Annotated in this window: 27 protein-coding genes; 13 read left to right on the top strand and 14 right to left on the bottom strand. The window is 73.8% G+C overall.

Annotated elements, in window-relative coordinates:
• Window positions 1–22: 22 nt before the first annotated feature.
• A complete protein-coding gene (locus J3473_RS01250; RefSeq protein ID WP_207021582.1) occupies window positions 23–778 on the top strand; it encodes a dienelactone hydrolase family protein in 756 nt (251 codons plus the stop codon).
• A gap of 23 nt (window positions 779–801) precedes the next feature.
• Window positions 802–1,083, top strand: a complete 282-nt coding sequence (locus tag J3473_RS01245; RefSeq protein ID WP_030528237.1) for an Lrp/AsnC family transcriptional regulator — start codon at window positions 802–804, stop codon at window positions 1,081–1,083.
• A 16-nt stretch (window positions 1,084–1,099) separates the two neighbouring features.
• Here the strand turns inward: J3473_RS01245 and trpD are convergent, their stop codons facing one another.
• Both trpD and J3473_RS01235 read right to left on the bottom strand, forming a co-directional pair.
• On the bottom strand, window positions 1,100–2,173 hold the full coding sequence (trpD, locus tag J3473_RS01240; RefSeq protein ID WP_030528236.1) for an anthranilate phosphoribosyltransferase: 1,074 nt from the start codon (window positions 2,171–2,173) through the stop codon (window positions 1,100–1,102).
• Window positions 2,174–2,178: 5 nt separating this feature from the next.
• On the bottom strand, window positions 2,179–2,625 hold the full coding sequence (locus J3473_RS01235; protein WP_030528235.1) for a response regulator transcription factor: 447 nt from the start codon (window positions 2,623–2,625) through the stop codon (window positions 2,179–2,181).
• Window positions 2,626–2,846: 221 nt separating this feature from the next.
• Between J3473_RS01235 and J3473_RS01230 the strand changes: the two genes are divergently transcribed.
• From J3473_RS01230 to J3473_RS01205, 6 genes are all read left to right on the top strand, one after another.
• The gene (locus J3473_RS01230) at window positions 2,847–3,431 is read left to right on the top strand and encodes a heme-copper oxidase subunit III (protein WP_030528234.1); all 585 of its coding nucleotides are present in this window, start codon (window positions 2,847–2,849) and stop codon (window positions 3,429–3,431) included.
• Window positions 3,432–3,485: 54 nt separating this feature from the next.
• The gene (locus J3473_RS01225) at window positions 3,486–4,298 is read left to right on the top strand and encodes a cytochrome c (RefSeq protein WP_030528233.1); all 813 of its coding nucleotides are present in this window, start codon (window positions 3,486–3,488) and stop codon (window positions 4,296–4,298) included.
• 43 nt (window positions 4,299–4,341) lie between these two features.
• Window positions 4,342–5,487, top strand: a complete 1,146-nt coding sequence (locus J3473_RS01220; RefSeq protein ID WP_207021581.1) for a ubiquinol-cytochrome c reductase iron-sulfur subunit — start codon at window positions 4,342–4,344, stop codon at window positions 5,485–5,487.
• Between the two features lies 1 nt (window position 5,488).
• On the top strand, window positions 5,489–7,228 hold the full coding sequence (locus J3473_RS01215) for a ubiquinol-cytochrome c reductase cytochrome b subunit (protein ID WP_030528231.1): 1,740 nt from the start codon (window positions 5,489–5,491) through the stop codon (window positions 7,226–7,228).
• Window positions 7,229–7,327: 99 nt separating this feature from the next.
• The gene (locus tag J3473_RS01210; RefSeq protein WP_207021580.1) at window positions 7,328–8,740 is read left to right on the top strand and encodes a serine hydrolase; all 1,413 of its coding nucleotides are present in this window, start codon (window positions 7,328–7,330) and stop codon (window positions 8,738–8,740) included.
• A gap of 3 nt (window positions 8,741–8,743) precedes the next feature.
• Complete coding sequence (locus tag J3473_RS01205; RefSeq protein ID WP_030528229.1) at window positions 8,744–9,097, top strand: metallopeptidase family protein; 354 nt, start codon at window positions 8,744–8,746, stop codon at window positions 9,095–9,097.
• Between the two features lie 77 nt (window positions 9,098–9,174).
• Here J3473_RS01205 and J3473_RS01200 read toward each other — a convergent pair whose 3' ends face one another.
• The 3 genes from J3473_RS01200 to coxB are packed head-to-tail and all read right to left on the bottom strand — an operon-like array spanning window position 9,175 to window position 12,145.
• Complete coding sequence (locus J3473_RS01200) at window positions 9,175–9,588, bottom strand: cytochrome c oxidase subunit 4 (protein ID WP_030528228.1); 414 nt, start codon at window positions 9,586–9,588, stop codon at window positions 9,175–9,177.
• 3 nt (window positions 9,589–9,591) lie between these two features.
• Entirely contained in the window at window positions 9,592–11,337 is a 1,746-nt protein-coding gene (ctaD, locus tag J3473_RS01195; protein WP_242525666.1) for a cytochrome c oxidase subunit I, read from the bottom strand.
• A 25-nt stretch (window positions 11,338–11,362) separates the two neighbouring features.
• Window positions 11,363–12,145 (bottom strand): cytochrome c oxidase subunit II, encoded by a 783-nt coding sequence (coxB, locus tag J3473_RS01190; RefSeq protein WP_226901711.1) that lies wholly within the window; start codon window positions 12,143–12,145, stop codon window positions 11,363–11,365.
• Window positions 12,146–12,386: 241 nt separating this feature from the next.
• Here coxB and J3473_RS01185 point away from each other — a divergent pair, with 241 nt between their 5' ends.
• Both J3473_RS01185 and J3473_RS01180 read left to right on the top strand, forming a co-directional pair.
• The gene (locus tag J3473_RS01185) at window positions 12,387–13,517 is read left to right on the top strand and encodes an aminotransferase class V-fold PLP-dependent enzyme (protein WP_242525607.1); all 1,131 of its coding nucleotides are present in this window, start codon (window positions 12,387–12,389) and stop codon (window positions 13,515–13,517) included.
• Window positions 13,514–13,759, top strand: coding sequence for a sulfurtransferase TusA family protein (locus J3473_RS01180; protein ID WP_207021577.1), 246 nt, complete (start codon window positions 13,514–13,516; stop codon window positions 13,757–13,759). The genes J3473_RS01185 and J3473_RS01180 overlap by 4 nt, the downstream gene beginning before the upstream one ends.
• On the opposite strand, the gene aat is transcribed toward J3473_RS01180, so the two are convergent.
• From aat to J3473_RS01160, 4 genes are all read right to left on the bottom strand, one after another.
• Window positions 13,717–14,421 (bottom strand): leucyl/phenylalanyl-tRNA--protein transferase, encoded by a 705-nt coding sequence (gene aat / locus J3473_RS01175; protein ID WP_207021576.1) that lies wholly within the window; start codon window positions 14,419–14,421, stop codon window positions 13,717–13,719. The genes J3473_RS01180 and aat overlap by 43 nt on opposite strands.
• A gap of 14 nt (window positions 14,422–14,435) precedes the next feature.
• A complete protein-coding gene (locus J3473_RS01170) occupies window positions 14,436–15,419 on the bottom strand; it encodes a carbohydrate kinase family protein (RefSeq protein WP_207021575.1) in 984 nt (327 codons plus the stop codon).
• A gap of 77 nt (window positions 15,420–15,496) precedes the next feature.
• Entirely contained in the window at window positions 15,497–15,868 is a 372-nt protein-coding gene (locus tag J3473_RS01165) for an iron-sulfur cluster assembly accessory protein (RefSeq protein WP_030528221.1), read from the bottom strand.
• Window positions 15,869–16,074: 206 nt separating this feature from the next.
• Window positions 16,075–17,238 (bottom strand): glycerate kinase, encoded by a 1,164-nt coding sequence (locus tag J3473_RS01160; protein ID WP_207021574.1) that lies wholly within the window; start codon window positions 17,236–17,238, stop codon window positions 16,075–16,077.
• A gap of 86 nt (window positions 17,239–17,324) precedes the next feature.
• On the opposite strand from J3473_RS01160, the gene J3473_RS01155 reads away from it, so the two are divergent.
• Entirely contained in the window at window positions 17,325–17,840 is a 516-nt protein-coding gene (locus tag J3473_RS01155; RefSeq protein ID WP_207021573.1) for a DinB family protein, read from the top strand.
• A gap of 19 nt (window positions 17,841–17,859) precedes the next feature.
• Window positions 17,860–19,056, top strand: coding sequence for a quinolinate synthase NadA (gene nadA / locus J3473_RS01150; RefSeq protein ID WP_207021572.1), 1,197 nt, complete (start codon window positions 17,860–17,862; stop codon window positions 19,054–19,056).
• 6 nt (window positions 19,057–19,062) lie between these two features.
• Here nadA and J3473_RS01145 read toward each other — a convergent pair whose 3' ends face one another.
• The 4 genes from J3473_RS01145 to J3473_RS01130 are packed head-to-tail and all read right to left on the bottom strand — an operon-like array spanning window position 19,063 to window position 22,306.
• A complete protein-coding gene (locus J3473_RS01145; RefSeq protein WP_242525606.1) occupies window positions 19,063–19,611 on the bottom strand; it encodes a hypothetical protein in 549 nt (182 codons plus the stop codon).
• On the bottom strand, window positions 19,601–19,828 hold the full coding sequence (locus tag J3473_RS01140; protein ID WP_030528216.1) for a hypothetical protein: 228 nt from the start codon (window positions 19,826–19,828) through the stop codon (window positions 19,601–19,603). The genes J3473_RS01145 and J3473_RS01140 overlap by 11 nt, the downstream gene beginning before the upstream one ends.
• 55 nt (window positions 19,829–19,883) lie before the next feature.
• Window positions 19,884–20,927, bottom strand: a complete 1,044-nt coding sequence (locus J3473_RS01135) for a glutathione S-transferase family protein (RefSeq protein WP_207021571.1) — start codon at window positions 20,925–20,927, stop codon at window positions 19,884–19,886.
• Between the two features lie 17 nt (window positions 20,928–20,944).
• Window positions 20,945–22,306 carry a dipeptidase gene (locus tag J3473_RS01130; RefSeq protein WP_256437912.1) on the bottom strand — a complete coding sequence of 454 codons (1,362 nt, stop codon included), beginning with the start codon at window positions 22,304–22,306 and terminating at the stop codon, window positions 20,945–20,947.
• A 91-nt stretch (window positions 22,307–22,397) separates the two neighbouring features.
• Here J3473_RS01130 and J3473_RS01125 point away from each other — a divergent pair, with 91 nt between their 5' ends.
• The gene (locus tag J3473_RS01125) at window positions 22,398–22,976 is read left to right on the top strand and encodes a DUF3043 domain-containing protein (RefSeq protein WP_207021570.1); all 579 of its coding nucleotides are present in this window, start codon (window positions 22,398–22,400) and stop codon (window positions 22,974–22,976) included.
• A 10-nt stretch (window positions 22,977–22,986) separates the two neighbouring features.
• On the opposite strand, the gene J3473_RS01120 is transcribed toward J3473_RS01125, so the two are convergent.
• Window positions 22,987–26,166, bottom strand: coding sequence for a hypothetical protein (locus J3473_RS01120; protein WP_207021569.1), 3,180 nt, complete (start codon window positions 26,164–26,166; stop codon window positions 22,987–22,989).
• Window positions 26,167–26,224: the final 58 nt, after the last annotated feature.

The raw sequence follows: 26,224 nt of genomic DNA, 5'->3' as shown, positions 1-26,224 counted from the left end.
TGCTGGGCGTAGCGTCGGCCCCGTGAGCGACCTCCACCTCGTCGACGTCCCCGTGCCCGGCGGCTCCGCCGAGGCCCACCTCTCCCTCCCGCCCGACGGCCACGGCCCCGGCGTCCTGTTCGTCATGGACGCGATCGGCCTGCGTCCGCAGATCGCCGCGATGTGCGAGCGCATCGCCTCGTGGGGTTACACCGTCCTCGCGCCCAACGTCTTCCACCGCGAGGGCGCCGTCGCCGAGCTGACGCCGACCGGCGACCTGCGCACCCCCGAGGGCCGCGACGCGTTCATGCAGCTCGCGATGCCGCGCGTCGGGCACCTGACGAGCGACCTCTCGCGGCCCGACGTCGCCGCCTACCTCGAGCACCTGCGCGGGCTCGACGCCACCGACGAGGGCCCGGTCGGCGTCACCGGCTACTGCATGGGCGTGCGCATCGCCCTGCGCGCGGCCGGCGACCACCCCGACGTCGTCGCGGCCTGCGGCGGCTTCCACGGCGGCGGGCTGGTGACGGACGAGCCGGACAGCCCGCACCTCTCGCTCGCGACCACCCGGGCCGAGCTCGTCCTCGGCCACGCCGACCACGACCGCTCGATGCCGCCCGAGGCCGTCGAGACGCTCGGCACGGCGGCCGCCGAGGCGGGCCTGACGGTGAGCAACGAGGTGTACCCGGACGCACCCCACGGCTACTCGATGGCCGACACCTCGATGTACCAGGAGGCGGGCGCCGAGCGGCACTTCGCCGAGCTGCGCGGGCTGCTCGACCGGACCCTGCGGCCCTGACGGCCGCTGGCTAGGCTGACCGCGTGATCACCGCCATCGTCCTCATCACCGCCGACGTCGACCGCATCCCCGAGGTCGCCCAGGAGATCGCCGACATCGACGGCGTCACCGAGGTCTACTCGGTCGCCGGCGACGCCGACCTCGTCGCGATGGTCCGCGTCCGCCAGCACGAGGCCCTCGCCGACGTCATCGCGGACCGGCTCAACAAGGTCACGGGCGTCACCGGCACGAACACCCACATCGCGTTCCGCACCTACTCCTCGCACGACCTCGAGTCGGCGTTCAGCCTCGGCCTCGAGGACTGAGGGCGAGGACGCGCGCTCAGGCCCCGGCGATCTCGCGGGTCGTCGCGACCCAGCGCTCGAGCAGGCCCGCCGCGGCGCCCGAGTCGAGCGCCTGCTGGGCCCGGCGCACCCCGGTGGCCAGGGCGGCGGTCAGCGACTCCCGCGTCGGCTCGCCGTCCAGCCCGGCCGCGACGGCGAGGGCCATCCCGGCGTTGAGGACGACCGCGTCGCGCGGGGCGCCCGCCTCGCCGGCGAAGACCCGTCGGGCGACGTCGGCGTTGAAGGCGGGGTCCCCGCCGCGCAGCGCCTCGACCGGCGCGCTCGACACGCCGACGTCGGTCGGGTCGACGACGAGCTCGGTGACGACGCCGTCGCGCACCCACCAGACGGTCGAGGTCGTCGCGAGGGTCAGCTCGTCGAGGCCGTCGTCGCCGCGGAACACGGCGGCCGCCCGGCCCCGCCCGGCGAACACACCGGCGATGAGCGGGGCGATGCGGGCGTCCGCGACCCCGACGGCGGCGTAGGTCGGCTGCCCGGGGTTGGTCAGCGGGCCGAGCGCGTTGAAGGCGGTGCCCACGCCGAGCCCGGAGCGGGCCTGGGCGGCGTGCCGCATCGAGGGATGGAAGGCCGCGGCGAAGCAGAAGGTGATGCCGGCCCGGACCGCGACCTCGGCGACCCGCGACGGCGGCAGCGACAGGTCGACCCCGAGCGCCTCGAGGACGTCGGCGGACCCGGACGACGACGACGCCGCCCGGTTGCCGTGCTTGACGACGCGCAGGCCGGTCGAGGCGACGACGACCGAGGCCATCGTCGAGATGTTGACCGAGTGCATCCGGTCGCCGCCGGTGCCGACGATGTCGACGCTCTCGCCGGGCACCTCGATGCGGTTCGCGTGCTCGAGCATCATGTCGGCGAGCCCGCGCAGCTCGTCGACGGTCTCGCCCTTGGCCCGCAGCGCGACGAGGAAGCCGGCGAGCTGCACCGGCGAGGCCTCGCCGGACATCACGCGGTCCATCGCCCAGCGGGCGGCGTCCGTCGACAGGTCCTCACCGCGCAGCAGCGCGGCGAGGAGGTCCGGCCAGGTCAGCGCACCGGACGGCGAGGCGGTCACGCCGCTCAGCCGACGGTGGCCCGGCCGCGGGCGAGGCCGGCGACGGCCTCGGCGACCGCGATCGGGTCGAGGGGGTGCGGGACGGCGTCGTCCGCGAGCGACCACCCGGCCAGCCACGCGTCCTGGGGGCGGCCGGTGAGCACGAGGATGGGCGGGCAGCGGAAGATCTCGTTCTTCAGCTGACGGCACAGCCCGAGCCCGCCGACCGGGGCGGCCTCGCCGTCGAGCACGACGACGTCGAACCCGCCGGCGTCCATCGCCTCGATGACCGCCTCGGCCGTGGCGCACTCCTGCCACGACGCGACCTCGACGTCGCGCGCGGGCCGACGACCCGCGGCGGCGCGGACGGCGTCACGGGTCGTGATGTCGTCGCTGTAGAGGAGGACGCGCACCCGGTGGATGCCGTCGGCGCTCGAGGTGGACGGGCCCGCGGGGGCGTGCGCATCGGTCATGACGTGCATCGTAGCGAGGACGTCCCGGGGCGCCGGACCCGACCGCTCGGCGGGAACACACCACCGGTGCAGGGCGTTGTCGAGCCTTTCGGGGGGTCGCCTCGTCACACCCCCTCCGGTGTCGGCATAATGCGTCCGTGGCGACTTCTGCAGCAGCTTCCGTCAAGAACGCGGGACCGGTCCCGTCCATCCCCGGCTCCGGCCCCGCGACGCGGCCGAACATGGTGGCCGTCGGGACGATGGTCTGGCTCTCCAGCGAGCTCATGTTCTTCGCGGCGCTCTTCGCGTTCTACTTCACGCTACGGGGGCACCTCCCCGAGATGTGGGCCGAGGAGAGCGCGATCCTCAACGTGCCGTTCGCCACGGCCAACACGATCATCCTCGTCGTCTCCTCCGTGTGGTGCCAGCTCGGTGTCCTCCAGGCCGAGCGCGGCGTCGTCGCCCGGCCGGCCGGCACCCGCCTGACCAAGGTCAGCGCCTGGGGCATGCGCGAGTGGTACGTCGTCACCTACGTCTTCGGCGCCATCTTCATCGCCGGGCAGGTGCTCGAGTACGCCACGCTCGTCACCGAGGGCGTCACCCTCTCGTCCGACTCCTACGGCTCGATCTTCTACCTCGCGACCGGCTTCCACGGGATGCACGTCACGGGTGGTCTCATCGCCTTCCTCCTCATCATCGGCCGCACCTTCACGACCCGCCGCTACACGCACGCGCAGGCCACCGGCGCCGTCGTCACGTCCTACTACTGGCACTTCGTCGACGTGGTCTGGATCGCCCTGTTCCTCATGATCTACGTCCTGAAGTAAGTTCTCCCGCACGCCGACTCGACACGTAACGCAGCAGACGACAGGAACCCCTCCGTGAACGCACTGGCAGCCCGCCGCCGGCACCCCGCAGCGATCGCCGTCCTCCTCATGATCGGCCTGTTCCTCACGGGGGCCGTCTACGCGGCGGTGGCCCCGGAGCCCGCCGACGCCACGACGCAGGCCCTCCCGGCCCAGTCGGTCGCCGAGGGCAAGGCGCTCTTCCGGGCCAACTGCGCCTCGTGCCACGGCCTCAACGCCGAGGGCCGCCAGACCGGCACCGGCGACCAGATCGCCGGCCCGCCGCTCGCGGGCGTCGGCGCTGCCGCCGTCGACTTCCAGGTCGGGACCGGCCGCATGCCGATGACCCAGCCCGGTGTGCAGGCCATGCGCTCCGACGACGTGAAGTTCACCGACGAGCAGATCGCCGCGATGGGCGCCTACATCGCCTCCCTCGCCCCGGGCCCGTCGGTCCCCTCCGACGAGGCCGTCGACCCCACCAAGGGCGACGCCGCCGTCGGTGGCGAGCTGTTCCGCGTCAACTGCGCCATGTGCCACAACTTCGCCGGCTCCGGCGGCGCCCTGACCCGCGGCAAGTACGCGCCCTCGCTGCGGGACGTCACCGGCAAGCACATCTACGAGGCGATGGCCACCGGCCCGCAGAGCATGCCGGTCTTCAACGACTCCAACATCACCCCCGAGAACAAGCGCGACGTCATCGCCTTCCTCGACACCCTCGACCAGGAGCCGAGCCCGGGCGGTCTGACCCTCGGCTCGCTCGGCCCGGTCACCGAGGGCCTCTTCGCCTGGGTCTTCGGTCTCGGCATCCTCGTGGGCTGCGCCGTCTGGCTCGGCTCCAAGGCCGCCTGACCCCCACCACGTTCCCTTCCGTCGACGACAGATCGGTACCCCGATGAACGAGCAGGACCCCCACACCCCCGGCACCGAGGTGACCCCGACCGGGTCCCACGGTGAGGCCGTGCGCCTCGACGAGGGCCACGTCGTCGGGACCGGCGGCCTCCCGGACCGCTTCACCAACCCCGGGCTCCCCCACCACGTGCCGCGGATGGCGGACCTCGACGAGTCCGCCGCCAAGCGCGCCGAGAAGCAGGTCGCGGCCCTCTTCGGCGTCTCGATCATCGCCACGCTGCTCTTCATCGTCCTGTACTTCGCGCTCGACGTGGACCAGACGGTGTTCATCCCGGGCATCGGCCCGACGAGCGCCACGAACGCCGGTCTCGGCGTCACCCTGGCCTTCTCGCTGCTCGGCATCGGCCTCGGCGCCGTGCACTGGGCCAAGACCCTCATGCCCGACGAGGAGGTCGTCGAGGAGCGCCACCCGCTGCGCGCCGCCGACGCCGACCGCGACGAGGTCGTCCGGGTCATCACCGAGGAGGGCGGCAAGTCGCAGATCGGCCGCCGCCCGCTGCTCAAGATGACGATGGGTGGCGCGCTCGGCCTCTTCGCCGTGCCGCTCGTGCTGCAGGTCGGTGGCTCGCTCGGCGAGCTGCCGCAGAAGAGCCTCTCGCTCACCTGGTGGAACGGTGGCCCCAGCGGCCCCGGCGAGGAGCCGACCTTCAAGCCGCTGCGGCTCATGAAGGACCCCGAGAACCAGCCGATCAAGGCCTCCGACGTGACGATCGGGTCGGTCTACCACGTCATGCCGCAGGGCCTCCTGCCCGACCCGGAGACCAACGAGGGCGGCGCCGAGCACCTGCTCGAGGAGAAGGCCAAGGCCGCCGTGCTCCTCATGCGCCTGGACCCCGCGCAGATCCAGTCGCAGAAGGAGCTCGACTGGGGCTACGAGGGCATCGTCGCGTACTCCAAGATCTGCACCCACGTCGGCTGCCCGGTCGGCCTCTACGAGCAGCAGACGCACCACCTGCTCTGCCCGTGCCACCAGTCGACCTTCGACGTGACCCAGGACTGCAAGGTCATCTTCGGTCCGGCGAAGCGTCCGCTGCCACAATTGAAGATCACCGTCGACGACGAGGGCTACCTCGTCTCCGCACAGCCGTTCCGCGAAGCGGTCGGCCCGAGCTTCTGGGAGCGTGGCTGACATGTCCACGACCGCGAACCAGCGTCCGGCGGACGCCCTGCGCACCGGTGACGGCCCGCGCCACGTGGCCCCGTCGGCCGGCGCGAAGAAGATCGGCGGGCTCGCCGGCTGGGTCGACGACCGCACGGGCGCCGCCAAGCCCGTCGGCTACCTCATGAAGAAGGTCTTCCCCGACCACTGGTCCTTCATGCTCGGCGAGATCGCCATGTACTCGATGATCATCTGCCTGATCACCGGTGCCTTCCTCACGTTCTGGTTCGTCCCGAGCGCCGGCCACACCGTCTACGACGGCTCCTACGTGCCGCTGCGCGGGGTCGAGATGTCGGAGGCCTACGCCTCGACGCTGCACATCTCGTTCGACATCAAGGGCGGCCTCATCATCCGCCAGATCCACCACTGGGCCGCGCTGATGTTCGTCGTCGCCCTCGTGGTCCACATGTTCCGGGTGTTCTTCACCGGGGCGTTCCGCAAGCCCCGCGAGATCAACTGGGTCATCGGCTCGGTCCTCGCCCTCCTCGCGATCGTCGAGGGCTTCGCCGGCTACTCCCTCCCCGACGACCTGCTCTCGGGCACCGGCATCCGCGCGATGGCGGGCTTCGTCCAGACGGCGCCGGTCATCGGCTCCTACCTGGTCTACGGCATCTTCGGCGGGCCGTTCCCCGGCGAGATGATCATCCCGCGCCTGTACTCGGCGCACGTGCTGCTCATCCCGGCCATCCTCATCGGCCTGTTCACGGCGCACATCGCGCTCGTAGCGCTGCAGAAGCACACCCAGTTCCCCGGCCCGGGCCGGACCAACGACAACGTCGTCGGCTACCCGGTCATGCCGGTCTACGCGGCCAAGGCCGGTGGCTTCTTCTTCATCGTCTTCGGCGTCCTGGCCCTCATCGCCGCGCTCGTCCAGATCAACCCGGTGTGGGCCTACGGCCCCTACGACCCCTCGCCGGTGACGGCCGGGTCGCAGCCGGACTGGTACATGGGCTTCGCCGACGGCGCGCTGCGCCTGCTGCCCGGCTGGCTCGAGTTCACCGTCTTCGGCTTCACCGTGTCGATGAACATCTTCCCCGGCGCGCTGATCCTGCTGCCGCTCGTCTACGTGATCCTCGGCGCGTACCCGTTCGTCGAGCGCTGGGTCACGGGTGACGAGCGCGAGCACCACCTGCTCGAGCGCCCGCGCAACGCCCCGGTCCGTACCGGCATCGGCATGGCGGGCATCACCGCCTACACCGTGCTGCTCTTCGCCTCCGGCAACGACATCATGGCGATCAAGCTCGGCATGTCGATCAACGACCTCACGTGGTTCTTCCGCGTCGGCTTCTTCGTCCTGCCGGTCGTCGTGTTCTGGGTGACCAAGCGCGTCTGCCTCTCGCTCCAGCGCCGCGACCGCGACACGGTCCTGCACGGCCGCGAGTCCGGCACGATCATCCGCACGCCCGACGGCCGCTTCTTCGAGCGTCACGAGGCCGGGCTGCCCGAGGACCAGTGGGTCCTCGTCCAGCACGAGGCCGTCGCGCCGCTCGAGCTCGAGCCCGAGGTCGACGAGCACGGCGTCGCCCGCCCGGCCGCCCGCAAGGACCGGATGCGCGCCCGCCTGTCGCGCTTCTACTTCGCCGACGCGGTCAACCCCGTCACCCCGGCGGAGCTGGCGGCCGCGCACCACCACGGCCACGAGACCGAGGCCCTCGAGGGCTCGCAGGCCGCCGGCGAGATCGAGTCCGCCGAGCCGGCCGGCCGCCACTGAGGCGCCCCGCCCGACCGACCGAGGCCGCACCCGCCCAGCGGGTGCGGCCTCGTCGCGTCCCGGGCCGTGTCGCACCGGCGCGCGCCTAGGCTGGAGCGCGTGAGCACCCCGGCGCCCCTCCCCCTGCCCCGCACCCGGCCCGAGGACGCGGGGGTGCCTCCCGCGGCGCTCGAGGCGCTCCTGGCGCGGTGGGAGCGCGTCGGTGTCGAGGCGCACGGGCTCGTCGTCCTGCGGCACGGCGAGGTCCTCGCCGAGGCGGACTGGGCGCCGTACACGCCCGACGGCATCCGGCTCGTGTACTCGGTGAGCAAGACCTTCACGGCGTGCGCCGTCGGGTTCGCCGTCTCCGACGGGCTGCTGCGCCTCGAGGACCGCCTCGTCGACCTCTTCCCCGAGGCCGCGGACGCCGCCGGCCCCCGGGCCCGCACCCTGACGCTGCACCACGTCCTCTCGATGTCGACCGGCCACCACACGGACACCCTCACGTGGCGCGGCCTTGACGTCGCCGACTTCCCCGCGCAGTTCCTCGCGACCGAGCCGGACGAGGATCCGGGCTCCTGGTTCGTCTACCACAACGGCGCCACGCTCATGGCGGCCCTGGCGGTCCAGCGGGCCACCGGGCAGCGCCTGCTCGACCACCTGCGCCCCCGCCTGCTCGACCCGCTCGGCATCGACGACGCCGCCTGGCAGGGCACGGACGACCTCGACCTTGGCTACTCCGGCCTGCACGTGACGACCGAGGCGCTCGCCCGCCTCGGCGAGCTCCTGCGCGCCGACGGGGTCTGGCAGGGCCGTCGCGTGCTCCCCGAGGGATGGGTCGCGCGGATGACCTCGGTCCACGTCGACACCGCCCCCCACCCCGAGACGGTCGACTGGCAGCAGGGCTACGGCTACCAGGTCTGGCGCTGCCGGCACGACGCGTTCCGCGCGGACGGCGCGTGGGGGCAGTTCTCGCTCGTCCACCCGCCCAGCGGGCTGGTCCTGGCCGTCACCTCCCTCGCGACCGACACCCAGGCGCTGCTCGACGCGGTCTGGGAGGAGCTGCTGGCCGCGCTCTCCCCCGCGCCGCTCCCCCGCGACGACGAGGCGCACGCACGCCTGCTGGAGCGTCTCTCCGGCGCCCACCTGTCACCGGTCACCTCCGACGACTCACCACTCCCCGAGGCCGCTCACGCGCCGGTGACGGCCCACCACGAGCCCGACGAGGACCACCCCTCGCTCCGGTCGCTCTCGGTCCGGGCCACCGGCGACGCGCACGCACCGTGGCAGCTGACGGTCGACGACGGCGACGTGCTCGTCCTGCCGGCCGGTGACGGCGCGTGGGTCGGGGACGGCCCGTGGTCCGCGTCGGCCGGCTGGACCGCCCCGGGTGTCTTCGAGGCGGTCGTCGTCGCCCGCGAGACCCCGCACGTCCTGCGCCTGCGGGCACAGGACGGTGTCCTCACCGCGGCGTGGAACGGACGCCCGCTCGGATGGCCGGCCCTCGTCGCCCTCCGGGCGCCCCGGGGCTGAGCGGTGGACGCGCTGACGCCCGAGCACTTCGACGCCATCGTCGAGGACGCGCTCGACGAGGTGCCCGAGGAGCTGATGGCGATGCTCGACAACGTCGTCTTCCTCGTCGAGGACGAGCCGCCCGCCGACGACCCCGAGCTGCTCGGCGTCTACGACGGCGTCCCGCTGACCGAGCGGGGCGACGGCTGGGGGGCCGGGGCGCTCCCGGACCGCATCGTCCTCTTCCGCGGCCCCCTGACCCGGATGTGCGAGGACCTCGACGAGCTGACCGACGAGATCGCCGTCACCGTGGTTCACGAGATCGCCCACCACTTCGGGATCGACGACGCCGCGCTCCACGACCTCGGCTGGGGCTGAGACCACCCACGCCCGGTCGGACGAAGACGAGGGCCGCCCGGGATCTCCCGGGCGGCCCTCGGTCGTGGGTCACGTGCTCAGAGGGCGTTGGGGCCCTTCCAGTACTCGAAGGTCCAGCCGACGAGCGCGGGGATCGCGAAGAACGCCCCGATGATGAACAGCCACCAGCCGACCGCGAGGCCGAGGAAGCAGACCGCCGCGGCGCCCGCGAGGAAGAGCGGCTGCCAGCTGTGCGGGCTGAAGAACCCGTACTCGCCCTGGATCTCGTCGATCTCGCCCAGCGGGTCGTCCGCCGGGTCGCGGTCCAGGCGCCGCCGGGTCATCCAGAGGTACCACGCGATCATCATCCCGAGCAGGCCGCCGAGGATGAGGCCGATCGTGCCGACCCACTCCGTGCCGATGACCGTCGAGGACGTCCACGTGCCGTAGATGGCCGCCATGACGAACGCGAACACACCGATGAGCATGCCGATCCGTTCCATCGCCCGCATGGCTCAGGCCTCCTTGTTCTTCTCGTCGACGAAGGCCTCGCCGTGCAGGTCGGCCGGGCCGAGCGCGGACACCAGGCCGCTGTCGGAGCTGTGCGCGGCGTCGTGCACGCCGGCCACCGCGGCCTCGGGGTGATGCAGGTCGAACGCGGGGCGCTCGGAGCGGATCCGCGGGATGCGGTCGAAGTTGTGCCGCGGCGGCGGGCAGGACGTCGCCCACTCGAGCGAGGCGCCGTAGCCCCACGGGTCGTCGGTCTCGACGAGCGGCGCGTACCGCCAGGTCTTCCACACGTTGTAGAAGAACGGGAGCATCGAGGCGCCGAGCAGGAAGGCACCGGCCGTCGAGATCTGGTTGCCCAGGGTGAACCCGTCCTCCGGCATGTAGTCGGCGTAGCGGCGGGGCATGCCCTGCGCACCGAGGATGTGCTGGACGAAGAAGGTCAGGTGGAAGCCGAGGAAGAGCATCCAGAAGTGGATCTTCCCGAGCTTCTCGTCGAGCATCCGCCCGGTGAACTTCGGCCACCAGAAGTAGAAGCCGGCGAACATCGCGAACACGACCGTGCCGAAGACGACGTAGTGGAAGTGCGCCACGACGAAGTAGCTGTCGGAGAGCTGGAAGTCCAGCGCCGGGCTCGCGAGGATGATGCCGGTCAGGCCACCGAAGAGGAAGGTGATGAGGAAGCCCAGCGCCCAGAGCATCGGCGTCGAGAAGTCGAGCTTGCCGCCCCACATCGTGCCGATCCAGTTGAAGAACTTCACACCGGTCGGGACCGCGATGAGCATCGTCATGATCGCGAAGAACGGCAGGAGCACCTGTCCGGTCACGTACATGTGGTGCGCCCAGACGCTGACCGAGAGGGCCGCGATGGCGATGGTCGCGTAGACGAGGGTCTTGTAGCCGAAGATCGGCTTGCGCGAGAAGACCGGCAGGACCTCGGAGATGATCCCGAAGAACGGCAGCGCGATGATGTAGACCTCCGGGTGCCCGAAGAACCAGAAGATGTGCTGCCACATGATGGCGCCACCGCTGGCGGGCTCGAAGATCTGCGCCCCGAACCTCCGGTCGGCGCCGAGCGCGAAGAGCGCGGCGGCCAGGGCCGGGAAGACGAGGATGACGAGGATCGAGGTGACGAGGACGGTCCACGTGAAGATCGGCATCCGGAACATCGTCATGCCGGGGGCGCGCATCGTGAGGATCGTCGTGATGAAGTTGACGGCGCCGAGGATGGTGCCGAAGCCACCGAGCGCGAGGCCGAAGACCCAGAGGTCACCGCCGATGCCCGGGCTGTAGGTGTTGTCCGACAGCGGCGCGTAGGCGAACCAGCCGAAGGCGGCGGCGCCGTTCGGGGTGATGAAGCCCGCCGCGGCGATGAGGCCACCGAAGAGGTAGAGCCAGTACGCGAACATGTTCAGCCGCGGGAACGAGACGTCGGGCGCCCCGATCTGCAGCGGCATCAGCGCGTTGGCGAACCCGGCGAACAGCGGCGTCGCGAAGAGCAGCAGCATGATCGTGCCGTGCATCGTGAACAGCTGGTTGTACTGGTCCGGGTTGTCCACGATCTGCAGGCCCGGCTCGGCGAGCTCGGCGCGGATGAGCAGCGCCATGACGCCACCGATGAGGAACCACGCGAACGAGGTGATGAAGTACAGGTTGCCGATGACCTTGTGGTCGGTCGTCGTCACCCACTTGACGACGGTGGCACCGGGCGAGAGCCGGCGGGTGCGCTGGCGGACGCCCGCCTCGCGCAGCATCGTCGTGTCGGTCGCGGCGCTCATGTCAGTTACCTCCGCCGGGCTGGACGTTCTGGCCGCTCATCAGGGCCTCGCGGTTGAGGGTGTTGTTGAGCAGGCCGGTCTGGTCGGCCGCCCGGAGGTCGGCCATGTGCTGGTCGTACTCGGCGCGTGAGACGACCTTGACGTTGAAGAGCATCTGGGAGTGGTAGGCGCCGCAGAGCTCGGCGCACTTGCCCTTGAACTGCCCCTCCTCGGTGGGGACGACCTGGAAGCGGTTGACCCGCCCCGGGATCATGTCCATCTTCTGGAGGAAGGCCGGCACCCAGAACGAGTGGATGACGTCGCGGGCGGTGAGGACGAACTCGACCCGCTCGCCGACCGGCAGGTACAGGGTGGGGATGGTCTCCTCGGCCCCGGGCTCGCCGGTGAGGATGGCCTGCGTGCCGACCTCGTGGACGTCGTCCTCGAGGTAGTTGAAGTCCCAGCTCCACTGCTTGCCGACGACGTTGACGGTGACGTCCGGCTTCTTCGAGGTGTCGATGAGGGCGGCCTCGTCGCGTGCCGTGTAGTAGAAGAACACGACGATCATCAGCATCGGGACGACCGTGTAGAGGATCTCGATCGGGATGTTGTACCGCAGCTGCACCGGGAGCTCGGTGTCGTCCTGGCGGCGCCGGTAGGCGCCGATGCACCAGACCGTGAGGCCGACGACGAGCAGGCCGACCGCGATGAGCGCGATCCACGCGCCGATCCACAGCGTCGTGACGCGCTCGCCGCCCTCGGTCACCGCGTGCGGGAGCCATCCGGTGGAGGCGTCACCGCGCAGGTCGCCGCTGGCGCAGCCGCCGAGCGCGAGGGTGGCGAGGGCACCCACGAGGACCGTGGTGCCGAGCCGCCGCCGTGGGCGACGGGGCGAGGAGGAGTCGTGCTGGCGCACCGCTGCACCCTTCGTGTCGTGGAGCGAGGACGATCGAGGCAAACCCTACTGCACGGGTACCTCACCGGGCATGGAGGGGGGCTACCGTCGAGCCGTGGCGCACACCACCGTTCAACCTTCCACAGCCTCCTTGACGGCGGGCCTCCTCGACGCCTCGCGCGGCCCCCTCCACCCCCTCGCGGCGCAGACCCTGACGGCGGCCCTGGGCGCCGCCTGGGCCGACCCCGGGGCCCGTCACGCGCCCGGCCGGGCCGCCCGGGCGCACCTCGACACGGCACGCGCGGTGCTGGCCGGAGCGCTGGGCGCCCGGCCCGACGAGCTCTCGCTGCACGGCAGCGCCGAGGAGGCCCTGGCCGTCGGGCTCGACGGTCTCCTCCACGCCCGGCGCCGCACCGGCGACCGGACGGTGGCGGGGGCCGTCGAGCGCTCCGTGCTCCTGCTGCGCGCCGGCGCCGAGGACGCCGTGCCCGTCGACGGGACCGGCCGGGTCGACGCGGACGCGTGGGAGCGCGCGGTCGCGGCCCCCGGGGTCGCCGCGGCGGTCCTCCAGACCGCGAACGGCGAGGTCGGCACGCGCCAGCCCGTCGAGCGCCTCGCCCGTGCCGCCCGGGATGCCGGGGTGCCGCTCCTCCTCGACGCGACGGCCTCCGTGGGGCGCGAGCCCCTCCCGCCGGGAGCCGGTGACGTCGTCGTCGCCGACGCCGCCTCCTTCGGGGGGCCGCCGCTCGGGCTGCTCGTGGTCCGCACCGGCACCCGGTCCTCCCTGCCCGCTCCCCGACGGGAGGCAGAGCACGGCCGCGCCCTCGCGGCGCCGTGGGTCCCGCTCGCCCTGGCCGCCGCCGAGGCCTGGCGCCAGACCGAGCACGCCTGCGCCGACGACACGCGGGAGGCGCGCGCCCTCGTGGACCGCGTCCGGGCCGCCGCCGCGGGCGTGCGCGACGTCGAGGTGCTCGGCGACCCCACGGACGCGCTCCCCCACGTCGTCACCTTCAGCGTGCTGCTGGCGGACGGGGAGGCCCTCGTCGACGAGCTGGCCGCGCGCGGGGTCGCCGTCGCCTCCGGGTCGGCCTGCACCTCGAGCACCCTGCGGCCGAGCCACGTCCTCGCCGCGATGGGGGTGCTCACGCACGGCAACGTCCGGGTGACCCTCCCGCTGGCGTCCGTCGCCCCCGACCGGGAGGACGCGGTCGCGCTGCTCTGCCGTGAGCTGCCGGACGCGGTGCGGGCCGTCCGCGTCCGGATGGGGACCGAGGACCTGTGAGCGGGGAGGCGACCGTCGACGCCCGTGGCACCCGGTGCCCCGTGCCGGTCATCCGCGTCGCCCGGGCGACCCAGGACCTCTCCCCCGGGTCGACCGTCGTCCTGCTCGCCGACGACGTGGCCGCCCGGTCCGACGTCCCGGCGTGGGCGCGGATGCGCGGCCACGGGCTGACCCTCGAGGACGAGGGCTCGTGGACCCGCTACACGGTCGTCGTCGGGACGACGGCCGCCAGGTCGACCTGAGGCGCCTCGAGGGCGCGCGCGAGGGCGCGACGGTAGTCCTCCCGCGACCACTCCTGCGCGCCCATCCGGCGCAGGTGGTCGGTGGCCCACTGCACGTCGACGATCCGGCGCGGGTCGCCGTCGGCGAAGAAGCGCGCGGCGAGCCCGACGAGCGCGACCTTGGAGGCGTCCCGGACCCGGTGGAACATCGACTCCCCGGCGAAGAGCCCGCCGACCGACACCCCGTACAGGCCGCCGACGAGCGCGTCGTCCTGCCAGACCTCGATGCTGTGGGCCCATCCGAGCCGGTGCAGCTCCTCGTAGGCGGCGGCGAACTCGTCGGTGATCCACCGGCCCTCCCGCGAGGGGTCGGCGCACCCGGCGACGACGTCGGCGAAGGCGGTGTCGACGGTCACCTCGAAGCGCGGGAGCACCTTGCGCAGCGAGGACCGCACCCGCAGCGCCCCCGGCGGGATCACCCCTCGGGGGTCGGGTGACCACCAGCCCACCGTGCCGGCGCCGTCGCGGCCCAGTCCCATCGGGAAGAGCCCGAGGCGGTAGGCGGCGAGCAGCGTGCCCGGGTCGAGGTCGGCCCCGGCGGCGACGAGGTCGTCGCCCTCCACCGCGTCGGCGGCGTCGAGCAGCCAGCCGGTCGGCGGCGGCTCGACGGGAGGGAAGGCCACGGCGCGGCCCGGCGTCAGTCGCGGGCGAAGCGCACGTGCGGCGCGATCTCGGCCGCCGCCCCGGCCCCGTAGGCGGCCTCGAGCCGGGCGAGGAACCCGGCCCGGCCCACCTGGTACTCCTGCGTGCCGACCGTCTCGAGGACGAACGCCGCGAGGACCGAGCCGATCTGCGCCGAGCGCTCGTGCGACAGCCCGCCGGAGAGCCCGACGAGGAAGCCGGCCCGGAACGCGTCGCCGACCCCGGTCGGGTCGACCCGCTCGACGTCGCCCGCCACCGGCACGTGCACGGGCTCCTGACCGCGGGTGCGGATCTCGGCGCCGTCCTTGCCGAGCGTCACGACCCGGGTCGTCACGCGGGCGTCGATCTCCTCCTGGGTCCACCCGGTCTTGGTCGAGGTGAGGTGCGACTCGTACTCGTTGGTGATGAGGATCTCGGCGCCGTCGACGAGCTTGCGGATGAACGGGCCGTCGGCGAAGGCCAGCTGCTGCGAGGGGTCGGCGATGAAGGGGATGCCGCGCTCGCGGCACTCGTCGGTGTGGCGCAGCATCGCGTCGGGGTCGTCGGCGCCGATGAGGACGAGGTCGAGGTCCCACCGGTCGTGGATGGGGCCGAGCTCGATCATCCGGGCCTCGCTCATCGCGCCGGCGTAGAAGGTCGCGATCTGGGCCATGTCGTCGTCGGTCGTGCAGACGAACCGGGCGGTGTGCCGCGTGCTGGAGACGAGCACGTGGTCGGTGACGACGCCGTGCCGGCCGAGCCAGCTGCGGTAGTCGGCGAAGTCCTCGCCGGCGGCCCCGACGAGGAGCGGCCGGGCCCCGAGCACCCCCATCCCGAAGCAGATGTTGCCCGCGACGCCGCCGCGCCGGATGTCGAGCTGGTCGGCGAGGAAGCTGACCGAGATCTTGTCGAGCTGCTCGACGACGAGGGAGTCGGCGAAGCGGCCGCGGAAGGTCATGAGGTGGTCGGTCGCGATGGACCCGGTGACGGCGATCTGCACACCGGCAACCTACCCGGCCCCCGGGGACGCGGACGGGCCCGGACCCCTCGAGGAGGTCCGGGCCCGTCCGGGGTGCGTCAGCTGAAGCTGTCGCCGCAGGCGCAGGAGCTGCCCGCGTTGGGGTTGTCGATCGTGAAGCCCTGCTTCTCGATGGTGTCCGAGAAGTCGATGGTCGCGCCCTCGAGGTAGGGGGCGCTCATCCGGTCGACGACGACCTCGACACCGTCGAAGTCGCGGACGAGGTCACCGTCGAGGGTGCGCTCGTCGAAGTAGAGCTGGTAGATCAGGCCCGAGCAGCCGCCGGGCTGGACCCCGACGCGCAGCCGGAGGTCGTCGCGCCCCTCCTGCGCGAGCAGGGAGGCGACCTTGGAGGCGGCCACGTCCGTGAGCAGCACGCCGTGGGCGGCGGTCTCGGTGGTGGCCTCGGTGGTCTGGAGCTGGTCGCTCATGGGTGAGGACTCCTCGTCGCTGTCGGTGGGCCGGCCGGGTGGCCGCCACGAGGGGGAACCCCGGGCGGGGCCTCGGTGTTCCCGGACTCCTCCACTGTACGTCGCGCCCCCGACGGACGGTGCCACCGCCCACTCCGGTGCCCGGCTACACCGCAGTAACTGCTGCTGTGGCGACACGTACTGCGGTGTAGCCCGCGCTCGGGGCGTCAGCGAGCCGGGGACCAGGTGCGCGCGACGCGCCGGGCGCGGGCCCGCAGGGTGCCGACCGGGTCGGCGAGCATCGCGTCGACCTCGTGCGGGTGGTCGGCGAGGGCGTAGCAGCCGGCCAGGCCCATCGTCATCGTCTCGCGGCGCCCCACGAGCAGCTCGCCGGCGACGACGACGGCCGGGCGGCCGGTCGCGGTGGTGGCCTCGGCGACGCCGGAGACGACCGAGCCGCGCACGGAGGTCCAGTCGAGCCGGTCGGTCGCCGTGACGACGAGGTCGCTGCCCGCCGCGGCGACGTCGAAGCCGGTGAGGCGCAGCACCTCGGTGACCGCGGGCACCGGGCGGGCCCCGAGGACGAGGAGGGCGTACCCGAGCCCCCCGGCCGCGCCGGCGCCGAGCTCGCGGTCGAGGCGGCGGGGCTGCCCGCTCAGGAGGTCGAGCGGGCGCGGGACCGCCCGGCCCACGACGTCGGTGAAGTGCCCGAGCGCGGACTCCAGCGCCTGCGAGGTCTCGGGCGTGGCGCCCTTGCCCGGCGAGCCGACGGCGCTCGTGCCCGAGAGGCCGAGCAGCGGGGTCTCGTCGTCGGTCGCGAGGACGATCTCGGTGCCCGAGAGACGGTCGAGCACCCCCGGCAGGCCGATGAGGGCGGACTCGTCGGCGCCGCGCAGGGCGAGGCCGCCGCGGGCGAGCACGTCGGCGGGGCCGGCGCCGAGGGCGGCGAGCATCCCCGCTCCGCCGTCGTTCGTCGCGCCGCCACCGACCCCGACGACGACACGGTCGACGCCCTCGGCCACCGCGGCCTCGAGCAGCTGCCCGACCCCCCAGGTGCTCGTGATGCCCGGGTCGCGCTCGTCGGCGGCGAGCAGGTGCAGGCCGATGGCCTGCGCGGCCTCGACGTAGGCGGTGCGCCGCCCCGGCTCGTCGACGAGCAGGAGGGTCGCGGGCACCTCGCGCCCGAGCGGGTCGCTCACGGTCGTCGCGACCATGTCGCCGCCGCAGGCGCGGGCGACGACGTCGAGGAAGCCCGGCCCGCCGCCGGAGAGGGGCAGCAGGCGCACCTCGTCGTGGGGCGCGCCGAGGGCCCAGCCCTCGGCCATCGCGGTGGCCACCTGGACCGGCCCGAGGGTCGAGCCGAAGGCGTCGGGGGCGATGAGCACGCGCACGGGGCGAGCGTATCGCCGCAGGCCCTGGCGGGTGTCGGTGGACGGGCCTAGGGTCGCGCCACCAGCCCAGCCGCCAGGAGGCCCTCGTGACCGAGACCCAGCCCACCGACCTCGACCCCGAGCGGGTCGCCCTGCTCGAGGCGCTCGCCCAGCAGCGGTACTTCTTCCTCCACACCGTCGAGGGCCTGACCGACGAGCAGGCCCGGCTCACGCCGACCGCCAGCAGCCTCTGCCTCGGCGGGCTCGTCAAGCACGTCGCGCTGACCGAGCGCGGGTGGACCGACTTCGTCGAGCACGGGACGATGGCCGGCGGCGACGACGCCGACCTCGAGGCCCGCGAGCGGGAGTTCCGCCTCCTCGAGGACGAGAGCCTCGAGGGCGTCGTCGGCCTCTACCGCGAGGTCGCCGCCCACACCGACGAGCTCGTCCGCACCGTCGACCTCGACTCCAGCCACCCGCTGCCGCCCGCGCCGTGGTTCACCCCGGGCGAGCACCGCAGCGCGCGGCGCACCTTCCTCCACCTGCTCTCCGAGCTCGCGCACCACACCGGCCACGCCGACGTCATCCGCGAGACGGTCGACGGTCAGAGGTCGATGGGCTGAGCACCTAGGATCGGTCGCCGTGACCACCACGACCGGCACGCCGCAGCACGCCCCGCTCCCCCTCCTCGTCCTCGGGCAGGGCCGCGAGCTCGCGACCGAGCGGGGGGTCGAGTGCCCCGGCGACCTGCCGGCGCCGTCCGCCCCCGGCCTCGTCGAGCGCGCCCGGGCCGCCCGTGCGGCCCTCGGCGACCGCCTCTTCGTCCTCGGGCACCACTACCAGCGCGACGAGGTCATCGAGTTCGCCGACGTCACCGGCGACTCCTTCAAGCTGGCCAAGGAGGCGGCGGCCCGCCCGGACGCCGAGTACGTCGTCTTCTGCGGCGTGCACTTCATGGCCGAGTCGGCCGACATCCTCACCTCCGAGGCCCAGACCGTCGTCCTGCCCGACCTCGCCGCCGGTTGCTCGATGGCCGACATGGCGGCGCTCGACCAGGTGCAGGAGTGCTGGGACGAGCTCGTCGCCGCGGGCGTCGCGGACACGACCGTGCCGGTCACCTACATGAACTCCTCCGCGGCCATCAAGGCCTTCACCGGGCGCCACGGGGGCACCGTCTGCACCTCCTCCAACGCGCGCACCGCCCTCACCTGGGCGCTCGAGCAGGCCGGTGACGGCGGCAAGGTGCTCTTCCTCCCCGACCAGCACCTCGGCCGCAACACCTACGTCCGCGACCTCGGGGGCGACCTCGACGGCTGCGTCGTCTGGGACCCGCACCGCCCGATGGGCGGGCTGACCCCGGAGCAGCTGCGCGACGCGACGATGATCCTGTGGCGCGGGCACTGCTCGGTGCACGGCCGCTTCTCGGTCGAGGCGGTGCAGGCCGCCCGCCGCGAGGTGCCGGGTGTGCGGGTCATCGTCCACCCGGAGTGTCGTCACGAGGTCGTCGAGCTCGCGGACGAGGTCGGCTCGACCGAGAAGATCATCAGGACCATCGCCGCCGCCCCGGCCGGCACGGCCTGGGCCGTCGGCACCGAGCTCAACCTCGTCCGGCGCCTCGCCGCGCAGTTCCCCGAGCAGCGCATCCTCTTCCTCGAGAAGAACGTCTGCTACTGCTCGACGATGAACCGCATCGACCTGCCGCACCTCGTGTGGGCGCTCGAGTCGCTCGTCGACGGCCGCGTCGTCAACCCGATCCGCGTCGACCCCGAGGTCGCGCACTGGGCGAAGGTCGCGCTCGACCGGATGCTCGCCCTCCCCGGCGAGACCTCGAAGGACTGACGCGCCTCACGCCTGGGCGGGCCGCCCGGTGTCCCGGACGAGGTAGAGCCAGGGGAAGGCCCGCACCGCGACGACCCATCCGTCGCCCTCGTACGCGGCGGCCGGGCGTGACCAGAGCACCCGGCGGTGCTCCCACTGCGTCGGCGTCCGCACCATCCGGTGGCGCAGCATGCCGGCGCCGACCGTGCGCCAGCCCTGGCGCCCGGCCAGCTCGAGCTCGGGCATCTCGTCGAAGGCGGTGACCGGGCCCAGCCAGCGCTCCTGCGCCTCGGTCGGCCCGTCGTCGACGACCCCGCCGAACCGCTGCTGAGCGGCCTGCCGGCTCAGGCCGAGGACCTCGCCGACGGCGGCCCAGCTGCGGCCGTCGGCCCGGGCCGCGGCCACCGCCTGCTGCAGGAGGTCGCGGGTGGCCGCGTGCGCGCTCGCGGAGCGCGCGACGAGCGCGAGGGTGTCCGGCGCCTCCTGCGCCTCGACCGGCCCGAGCACGACGCGGGCGAGACGGTCGGCCAGCGCCTCGTCGGTCACGGTCGCGGGCGCGAGCGGGTCAGGCGTCACGGTCGCGGCTCGGCAGCCAGAGCCGGTCGCCGCCGGAGGCCCGGCCCCAGAGGCCACTGCCGATGGTCGCGGCGCCGAGCACCATGAGGGCGACGGTCATCCCCTGGAACAGCCCGTGGACGAAGCCGGACTCGACGACCCGGCTCAGCCAGAAGGTGACGAGGCCGACGAGCACGAGGGTCGTGCCGCCGCCGAGGGCGGTGCGTTGCGCGGTCATGTGTCAACCATCCCTTGACGTCGCCCCGATGTCAAGGGATGGTTGACAGACGAGGTCAGCCGGCGTGGACGAGCCCGTCGTCGCCGACGTGCGGGTTGTGCGCGGTCGGGACGCGCTCCCCCGCCGGCGGCGGGCCGGGCGGCGTGCCGTCGCCGAAGGGCCGTCCGCCGAGCTCCTCGCGGCCGTGCGGCGTCGCCCAGCCGGCGAGGTCCGGGCCCGCCGGCACGACGCCGGTCGGGTTGATGTCGCGGTGGACCTCGTAGTAGTGGCTCTTGACGTGCACGAAGTCGGTCGTGTCGCCGAAGCCGGGGGTCTGGAACAGGTCTCGGGCGTACGCCCAGAGGACCGGCATCTCGCTCAGCTTGCTGCGGTTGCACTTGAAGTGCCCGTGGTAGACCGCGTCGAAGCGCGCGAGGGTCGTGAAGAGCCGGACGTCGGCCTCGGTGATGGTCTCGCCCATGAGGTAGCGCCGGGTCGCGAGGCGCTCCTCGAGCCAGTCGAGCGCCGTGAAGAGCCGCTCGTACGCGGCCTCGTACGCCGCCTGGGTGCCGGCGAACCCGCAGCGGTAGACCCCGTTGTTGACCTCGGTGTAGACGCGCTTCATCACCGCGTCCATCTCCTCGCGCAGCGCCTCGGGGTAGAGGTCCGGCGCGCCGGCGCGGTGGTGCTCGCGCCACTGCGTCGACAGGTCGAGGGTCATCTGCGCGAAGCCGTTGGTCACGACCTCGCCGCTCGGGACGTCGACGAGGGCGGGCACCGTGATGCCGCGCGGGTACCCCGGGAAGCGCTTCTCGTAGGCGTCCTTGATCCGCGGGATGCCCAGGACGGGGTCGAGTCCGTCGGGGTCGAGGTCGAAGGTCCACGAGTCGGCGTCGTGCGTCGGGCCGCAGATGCCCATCGAGATCGCGTCCTCGAGCCCGAGCAGGCGCCGGACGATGATCGCCCGGTTCGCCCACGGGCAGGCCCGGGCGACGACGAGCCGGTAGCGGCCGGCCTCGACCGGCCACTCGTGCTCGCCGGCGCCGTCGACGGTCACCCGGTCCTCGATGTAGTTGGTGTCGCGCTGGAAGTCGTCCTCGACGTACGTGCCCTGGGCCACGGTCGGTCCTCTCTCGATCAGGCGGGGAGTGCGCCGAGTCGGGCGAGGAGGAGCGCCTCGGCGAGGCACACCGCCTCGAACTCGGCGAGGTGCAGCGACTCGTTCGCGCCGTGCGCTCGGGTGTCGGGGTCCTCGACGCCCGTCACGAGGATCGCGGCGTCGGGGAAGCGCTCGGCGAACGCGGCGACGAACGGGATGGACCCGCCGACGCCGATGTCGACCGGCTCGGTCCCCCATGCGTCGGTGAACGCGGCGCGCGCCTGGTCGTAGACCGGGCCCTGCGCGTCGGCGGCGAAGCCGAGCCCGCGCTCCTCGAGCTCGACCTCGACCCGCGCGCCCCACGGCGCGTTCGCCAGCAGGTGGGTCTTGAGCGCCTCGAAGGCGGCGAGGTCGTCCTGGGTCGGCGCGAGGCGCATCGACACCTTCGCCCGGGCGGAGGGGACGAGGGTGTTGGAGGAGCGCTCGATCGTCGGCGCGTCGAGGCCGATCGTCGTGATCGCCGGGCGGGTCCACAGGCGCGAGAGCAGCGACCCGGTGCCGATGACCTCGACGCCGTCGAGCAGCCCGGACTCGGCCCGCAGCCGCGACTCGGGGTAGTCGAGGTCGGAGGCCTCGCCCGCGTCGAGACCGGTGACCGCCACGTCACCGGCGTCGTCGTGCATCGTCGCGAGGAGCCGGACGAGCGCGGTGATCGCGTCGGGGACGGCGCCGCCGAACATCCCGGAGTGCACGCCGTGGTCCAGGGTCGTCACGGTGACGACGACGCGGATCATCCCGCGCAGCGTCGTCGTGAGGGCCGGCTCGCCGACGTCCCAGTTCTGGCTGTCGGCGAGGACGATGGCGTCGGCCCGCAGCCGCTCGCCGTGGCGCTCGAGGATGGTCGGGAGCGAGTCCGACCCGATCTCCTCCTCGCCCTCGACGAAGACCGTGACGCCGACGGGCAGGTCGTCACCGTGGGCGCGCAGCGCGGCGACGTGCGCCATCACGCCGGCCTTGTCGTCGGCGGCGCCGCGGCCGTACAGCCGGCCGTCGCGCTCGGTCGGCTCGAACGGCGGGCTGTCCCAGAGCGCCTCGTCACCGGGGGGCTGGACGTCGTGGTGGGCGTAGAGCATCACGGTGCGCGAGCCGGGCGGGCCGGGGCGGTGGCCGATGACCGCGGGCCGGCCGCCCTCGCGCACGATCTCGACCTCGAGCCCCTCGCCGCGCAGCAGCTCGGCGGTCGCCTCGGCGCTCGCCTCCACGTGGGCCTGGTCGAAGGCGTCGAGCGAGACGGACGGGATGCGGGTCAGCGCCTCGAGGTCGGCGCGGACCTGCGGCATGAGCTCGCGGATGCGCTCGCGGAGAGCGGTCTTCTGGGCGTCGGGGAGCACGTCGGTCACGCCTCGAGACCCTACCGACCCGCGGGGCGCCGGCGGCGCTCGCGCCCCGGGCGGACGGAGGCACCCCGTGGATGCACCTAGAGTTGGATCCGTGTTCGGACGCAGCAAGTCGAGTGAAGAGGCTCCCGCGGAGCAGGCGCAGGCCGCCCGCGAGGGCGCCAAGGGCCGCCCCACGCCGAAGCGGCGCGACCAGGAGGCCGCCCGCAAGCGTCCGCTCGTCGTCACCGACCGCAAGGCCGCCCGTGGCCGCGACCGGCAGGAGCGCCGCGAGCAGCTGGCCAAGGTCCGCCGCGCCCTCGAGACCGGCGACGAGACGCACTTCCCGCCGCGCGACCGCGGGCCGGTCCGTCGCTACATCCGCGACTTCGTCGACGCCCGCCGCAACCTCGGCGAGTTCCTCCTGCCGGTGATGCTCATCGTCCTCGCGCTCAGCCTGGTCAACCAGCCGGCGATCTTCGCCGCGAGCGTCTACCTCACGTGGGGCGCCGTCCTCCTCGTCGTCATCGACACCGTGCTCATGTGGCGCCGCCTCAAGGGCCGCCTCGTCGAGAAGTTCGGCGCCGACGGCGTGCCGAAGGGCAGCGTCTCGTACGCGGTGATGCGCGTCTTCCAGCTGCGCCGCAGCCGTCGTCCCGTCCCGATGGTCGCGCGGGGCGAGTACCCCTCCTGACCGGCGCGGCTCAGCCGCCGCTCGCCCCGCGGGCGAGGCAGAGCGCCGAACGCATCGTCCCGTAGCCGCGGGCCGACAGCGGCGAGGTGTCGCGGTCGGCGGCCGTGCAGGCCTCGGCGACGACGGTGGGCGCGAGCCCCTCGGACGCGACCGCCGGTGCGGTGTCGCAGGCCCCGCTCGCGACGGGCGTCAGGCCGGTGCCCGCGACCTGGTCGTCGCGCGCGCAGCGCAGCGTCCGCAGCGACTCCCGCGACAGCACCCAGCCGAGCGGGGCCGCGATGGACGGCCGGGTCGGCTGGTAGAAGACCTTGACGGCCGGGCCGCGCCAGCGCTCCAGCGCGCTGCAGACCGCGCCCGAGGCGTCCTCGCAGCCGGGGACGACGTCGCGCGTGGCGAGGACGTCGAGCGCCCGGTGCAGCTGGGTGTCCGTCGAGGACAGCCCCGCCGTCGCCGCCCCCTTGGTCAGCAGCGGCACGAGGACCTCGTTCGTCGCCCCGGCCGGGACGGCCGAGAGGTCGCTGCCCTCGCCGTTGTCGAGGTAGACGAGGACCGGCAGCACGAGCGGGGCGTCCAGACGTCCGGCCACCACGTCCGCGTTGTGCGCCCGCAGAGCCGGCAGCCACCGGGGTGCGAGGTCGACGATCGTCCCGAGCCCGTCGTTGTCGGCGTAGCCGCCGTCGACGACCTGCTGCGTGTCGGGCGATCCCCCGCCGTCCGGGCACCCGGTCGCGACGACGCCCGACGGCGTGACGTAGGGGAAGCGCGAGGCGAGGAGCGCGACGGTGCTCGCGCGCAGCGCCGGTGACCGGCCGGTGCACCCCGTGCGCAGCGTGGCGAGGAGGTCGACCGAGTCGGGGACCGCGGTGGGGGTCCGGCAGTCGCGCGCATCGGGGGCGGTGTCGAGCCCGACCTGGCTGAGCAGGGTGCGGCACCGGGTCGCCACCGACGTGGAGTTGAGGACCAGGGCGCCGGTGACCCGTCCGTCCGGCGGCGCCAGGTAGGGCGTCCGCAGCCCCGGCACGGCGCGCTCCCACGCCCGTTCCATCAGCCCGGCGCGGTCGACCCAGCCGCTCTCCCCCGACGTCGGGAAGGCCAGGCCGGTGACCGAGCGCAGCGGGTCGCGCAGGAGGAGGCCGCTCACCGCCGAGCCGAGCGCGTCCGGGCCGGCCATCCGCTCGACCGCGGGGAAGGCCTGCCCGCTCGTGCCGGCGAACGCCGACACCGTGAGGCCGACGGCCCCACCGCTGGCCCCGGACGACACGAGCGCCTCGGCGCAGTCACCCCCGGCGGCGTGCAGCGCGTCGGTCCCGAGCGCGGTCCAGGCCGCCGCCCGGATGCCGCCGCCCTCGGCGGCGAGGAGGAACAGCGGACGGACCCGGTACGACGTCCCGGGCAACGCCGTGCCGCAGCCGGGTTCGTCGAGCATCGTCCCGAGCCGGCTCGCGAGGTCGGGCCGGGCCGCGGGGTCCGGGGCGCTCTCGGCGAGGGTGCGCAGGCCGTGCACCCTCGCGTCGCTCCCCGTCAGCCCGACGACGAGGCCGGACAGGAGCACGAGCGTCATGACGGGGGCGGTGCGCAGGACCGGGGTCATCGGCCGCGACAGGAGGTCCGGTGCCCCGCCGCCCTGGAGCAGGATGACGGTGGCCCCGAGCGGCAGCGCCACGGCGGTCACCGCGAGGAGCATGACGCCGATGACCCCCAGCCGCTCGGCGCTCCCCTCCGGGAAGAGGCCGAGCACGACGAAGAGGGCGACCCCGAGCGCGAGCAGGAGCCAGCCCGCGAGCCGCGAGCGCTGCTGCGAGGTCTCCCCCAGCACCCGGCCCGGCACGAGGGCGACGAGCAGGTCCTCCGGGGCGTGGCGACCCAGGAGGCCGGCGACCCACCGGGCGTGCGGCCAGGTGAGGACCGCTCCCACGGCACCGAGCAGCAGGAGGGCGAGGTTCCACCCCCCGCTGCCGAGGGCCACCGGCGCCGTGAACGCGCGGACGAGCCCGAGACCGGGGATGACGAGCACGAGAACCCCGAGGACGTCGCCGACGACCCGGGTCGTCGCCGCCTGCTCCGCGGTGACCGGCCGGCGGTAGGGGCTCCACGGCACCGTGCCCCCGCGCCGGCGCCACCACAGCGAGCCGGCCCACACGACGAGCGGGATGCCGACGGCCAGGCCGAACCGCACCCCGATGACGTCCCAGCGGCCGAGGAGCAGCCGCGAGAGCGGCAGCCCGACGAGGAGCACCGCGAGCGTCACGAACCACGGCAGGAGCGAGGGCTTGCGGTAGGGAGCTGCGCTCGGTGTCGGGCCGTCGCCGAGGACGCGCATCGCGACGTGGTGGCTGCGCAGCCGGCCGACGACGACGACGAGGACCGCGACCAGCCCGGTGAGCACCCCGCTGACCAGCGCGTGCCGGGCCGGGCCGGAGTCCACCCACTGCCGCTGCACGTCGGGCAGCTGGTCGAGGACGTCGGTGCCCGAGGCCAGCCCGAGGGCCGCGAACGGGACGACGACGAGCAGGCTGAAGCGGTGGGTGTAGAGCGCGCCGACGACCCGGCGGGCGGGGCCGCAGGGTCGGCGGACGTCCGAGGGTCCGTAGGGCGTCCCGTGCTCCGGTCCCCGGGGGGTGTCGCTGTGCTGCCGGGCGGCGAGGACGACCGCGAGGAGGGCCAGGAGCAGCCCGAGCCACGTGACGGCGCTCGCCGTGACGAGCGCGGTGGGGTGGCCGGCGCCGTCGGCGAGGTCGACGAGTAGCGCGGACTCGACGAGGTCAGCGACCGCCCCGACGCCGAGCAGCACGAGGGCGGCGACCCACCAGGGCCGCCCGCGCGAGGACCCCGCGACGGCCGGGCGCAGCAGGGCCGCCGCGCCGAGGGCGTACAGCGCGACGAGCCCGACGTCGACGAGGGCGTAGGCGACGACCCAGCGGGCCATCCCGGGGACGGCGGCCACCGTCGGCGCCACGAGCGCCCAGCTCTCGCGGGTCGCCCCCGGCGAGAGGACCGCGCCGAGCGAGGTCAGCCCGCCCAGCGACACGGTCCGGCCGGCCGTCACGACCTGGGAGACCAGCCCGTCGAGCTGCCCGAGCGCGATGAGGACGGCGACGACGGCGCTCGCCCAGCCCCCGGCGAGCGCGGCCCGTCGAGAGGGCAGCCCGGCCAAGAACGCGTCACGGACCGGCATCGGTTCCGTCGCCATGCGGACCTCCTCACCCCGGCCTCCCGGCCCGTCGACCCATCGTCCTCCGGCAGGAGGC

Origin of the sequence: Phycicoccus sp. DTK01, from assembly GCF_017312765.1 — a bacterium.
In the GTDB taxonomy this organism is placed as follows: domain Bacteria; phylum Actinomycetota; class Actinomycetes; order Actinomycetales; family Dermatophilaceae; genus Phycicoccus; species Phycicoccus jejuensis.
Note: the sequence above shows the minus strand (reverse complement) of the source record. Positions and strands in the feature narration are given on the sequence as shown.

Coding starts and splice junctions, on each gene's coding strand:
- J3473_RS01200 (WP_030528228.1), bottom strand. CDS start 9,588: ATGCGGGCGATGGAACGGATCGGCATGCTCATCGGTGTGTTCGCGTTC.
- J3473_RS01165 (WP_030528221.1), bottom strand. CDS start 15,868: ATGAGCGACCAGCTCCAGACCACCGAGGCCACCACCGAGACCGCCGCC.
- J3473_RS01120 (WP_207021569.1), bottom strand. CDS start 26,166: ATGGCGACGGAACCGATGCCGGTCCGTGACGCGTTCTTGGCCGGGCTG.
- J3473_RS01215 (WP_030528231.1), top strand. CDS start 5,489: ATGTCCACGACCGCGAACCAGCGTCCGGCGGACGCCCTGCGCACCGGT.
- ctaD (WP_242525666.1), bottom strand. CDS start 11,337: ATGCTGCGCGAGGCGGGCGTCCGCCAGCGCACCCGCCGGCTCTCGCCC.
- J3473_RS01230 (WP_030528234.1), top strand. CDS start 2,847: ATGGTGGCCGTCGGGACGATGGTCTGGCTCTCCAGCGAGCTCATGTTC.
- J3473_RS01220 (WP_207021581.1), top strand. CDS start 4,342: ATGAACGAGCAGGACCCCCACACCCCCGGCACCGAGGTGACCCCGACC.
- J3473_RS01140 (WP_030528216.1), bottom strand. CDS start 19,828: ATGACCGCGCAACGCACCGCCCTCGGCGGCGGCACGACCCTCGTGCTC.
- J3473_RS01235 (WP_030528235.1), bottom strand. CDS start 2,625: ATGACCGATGCGCACGCCCCCGCGGGCCCGTCCACCTCGAGCGCCGAC.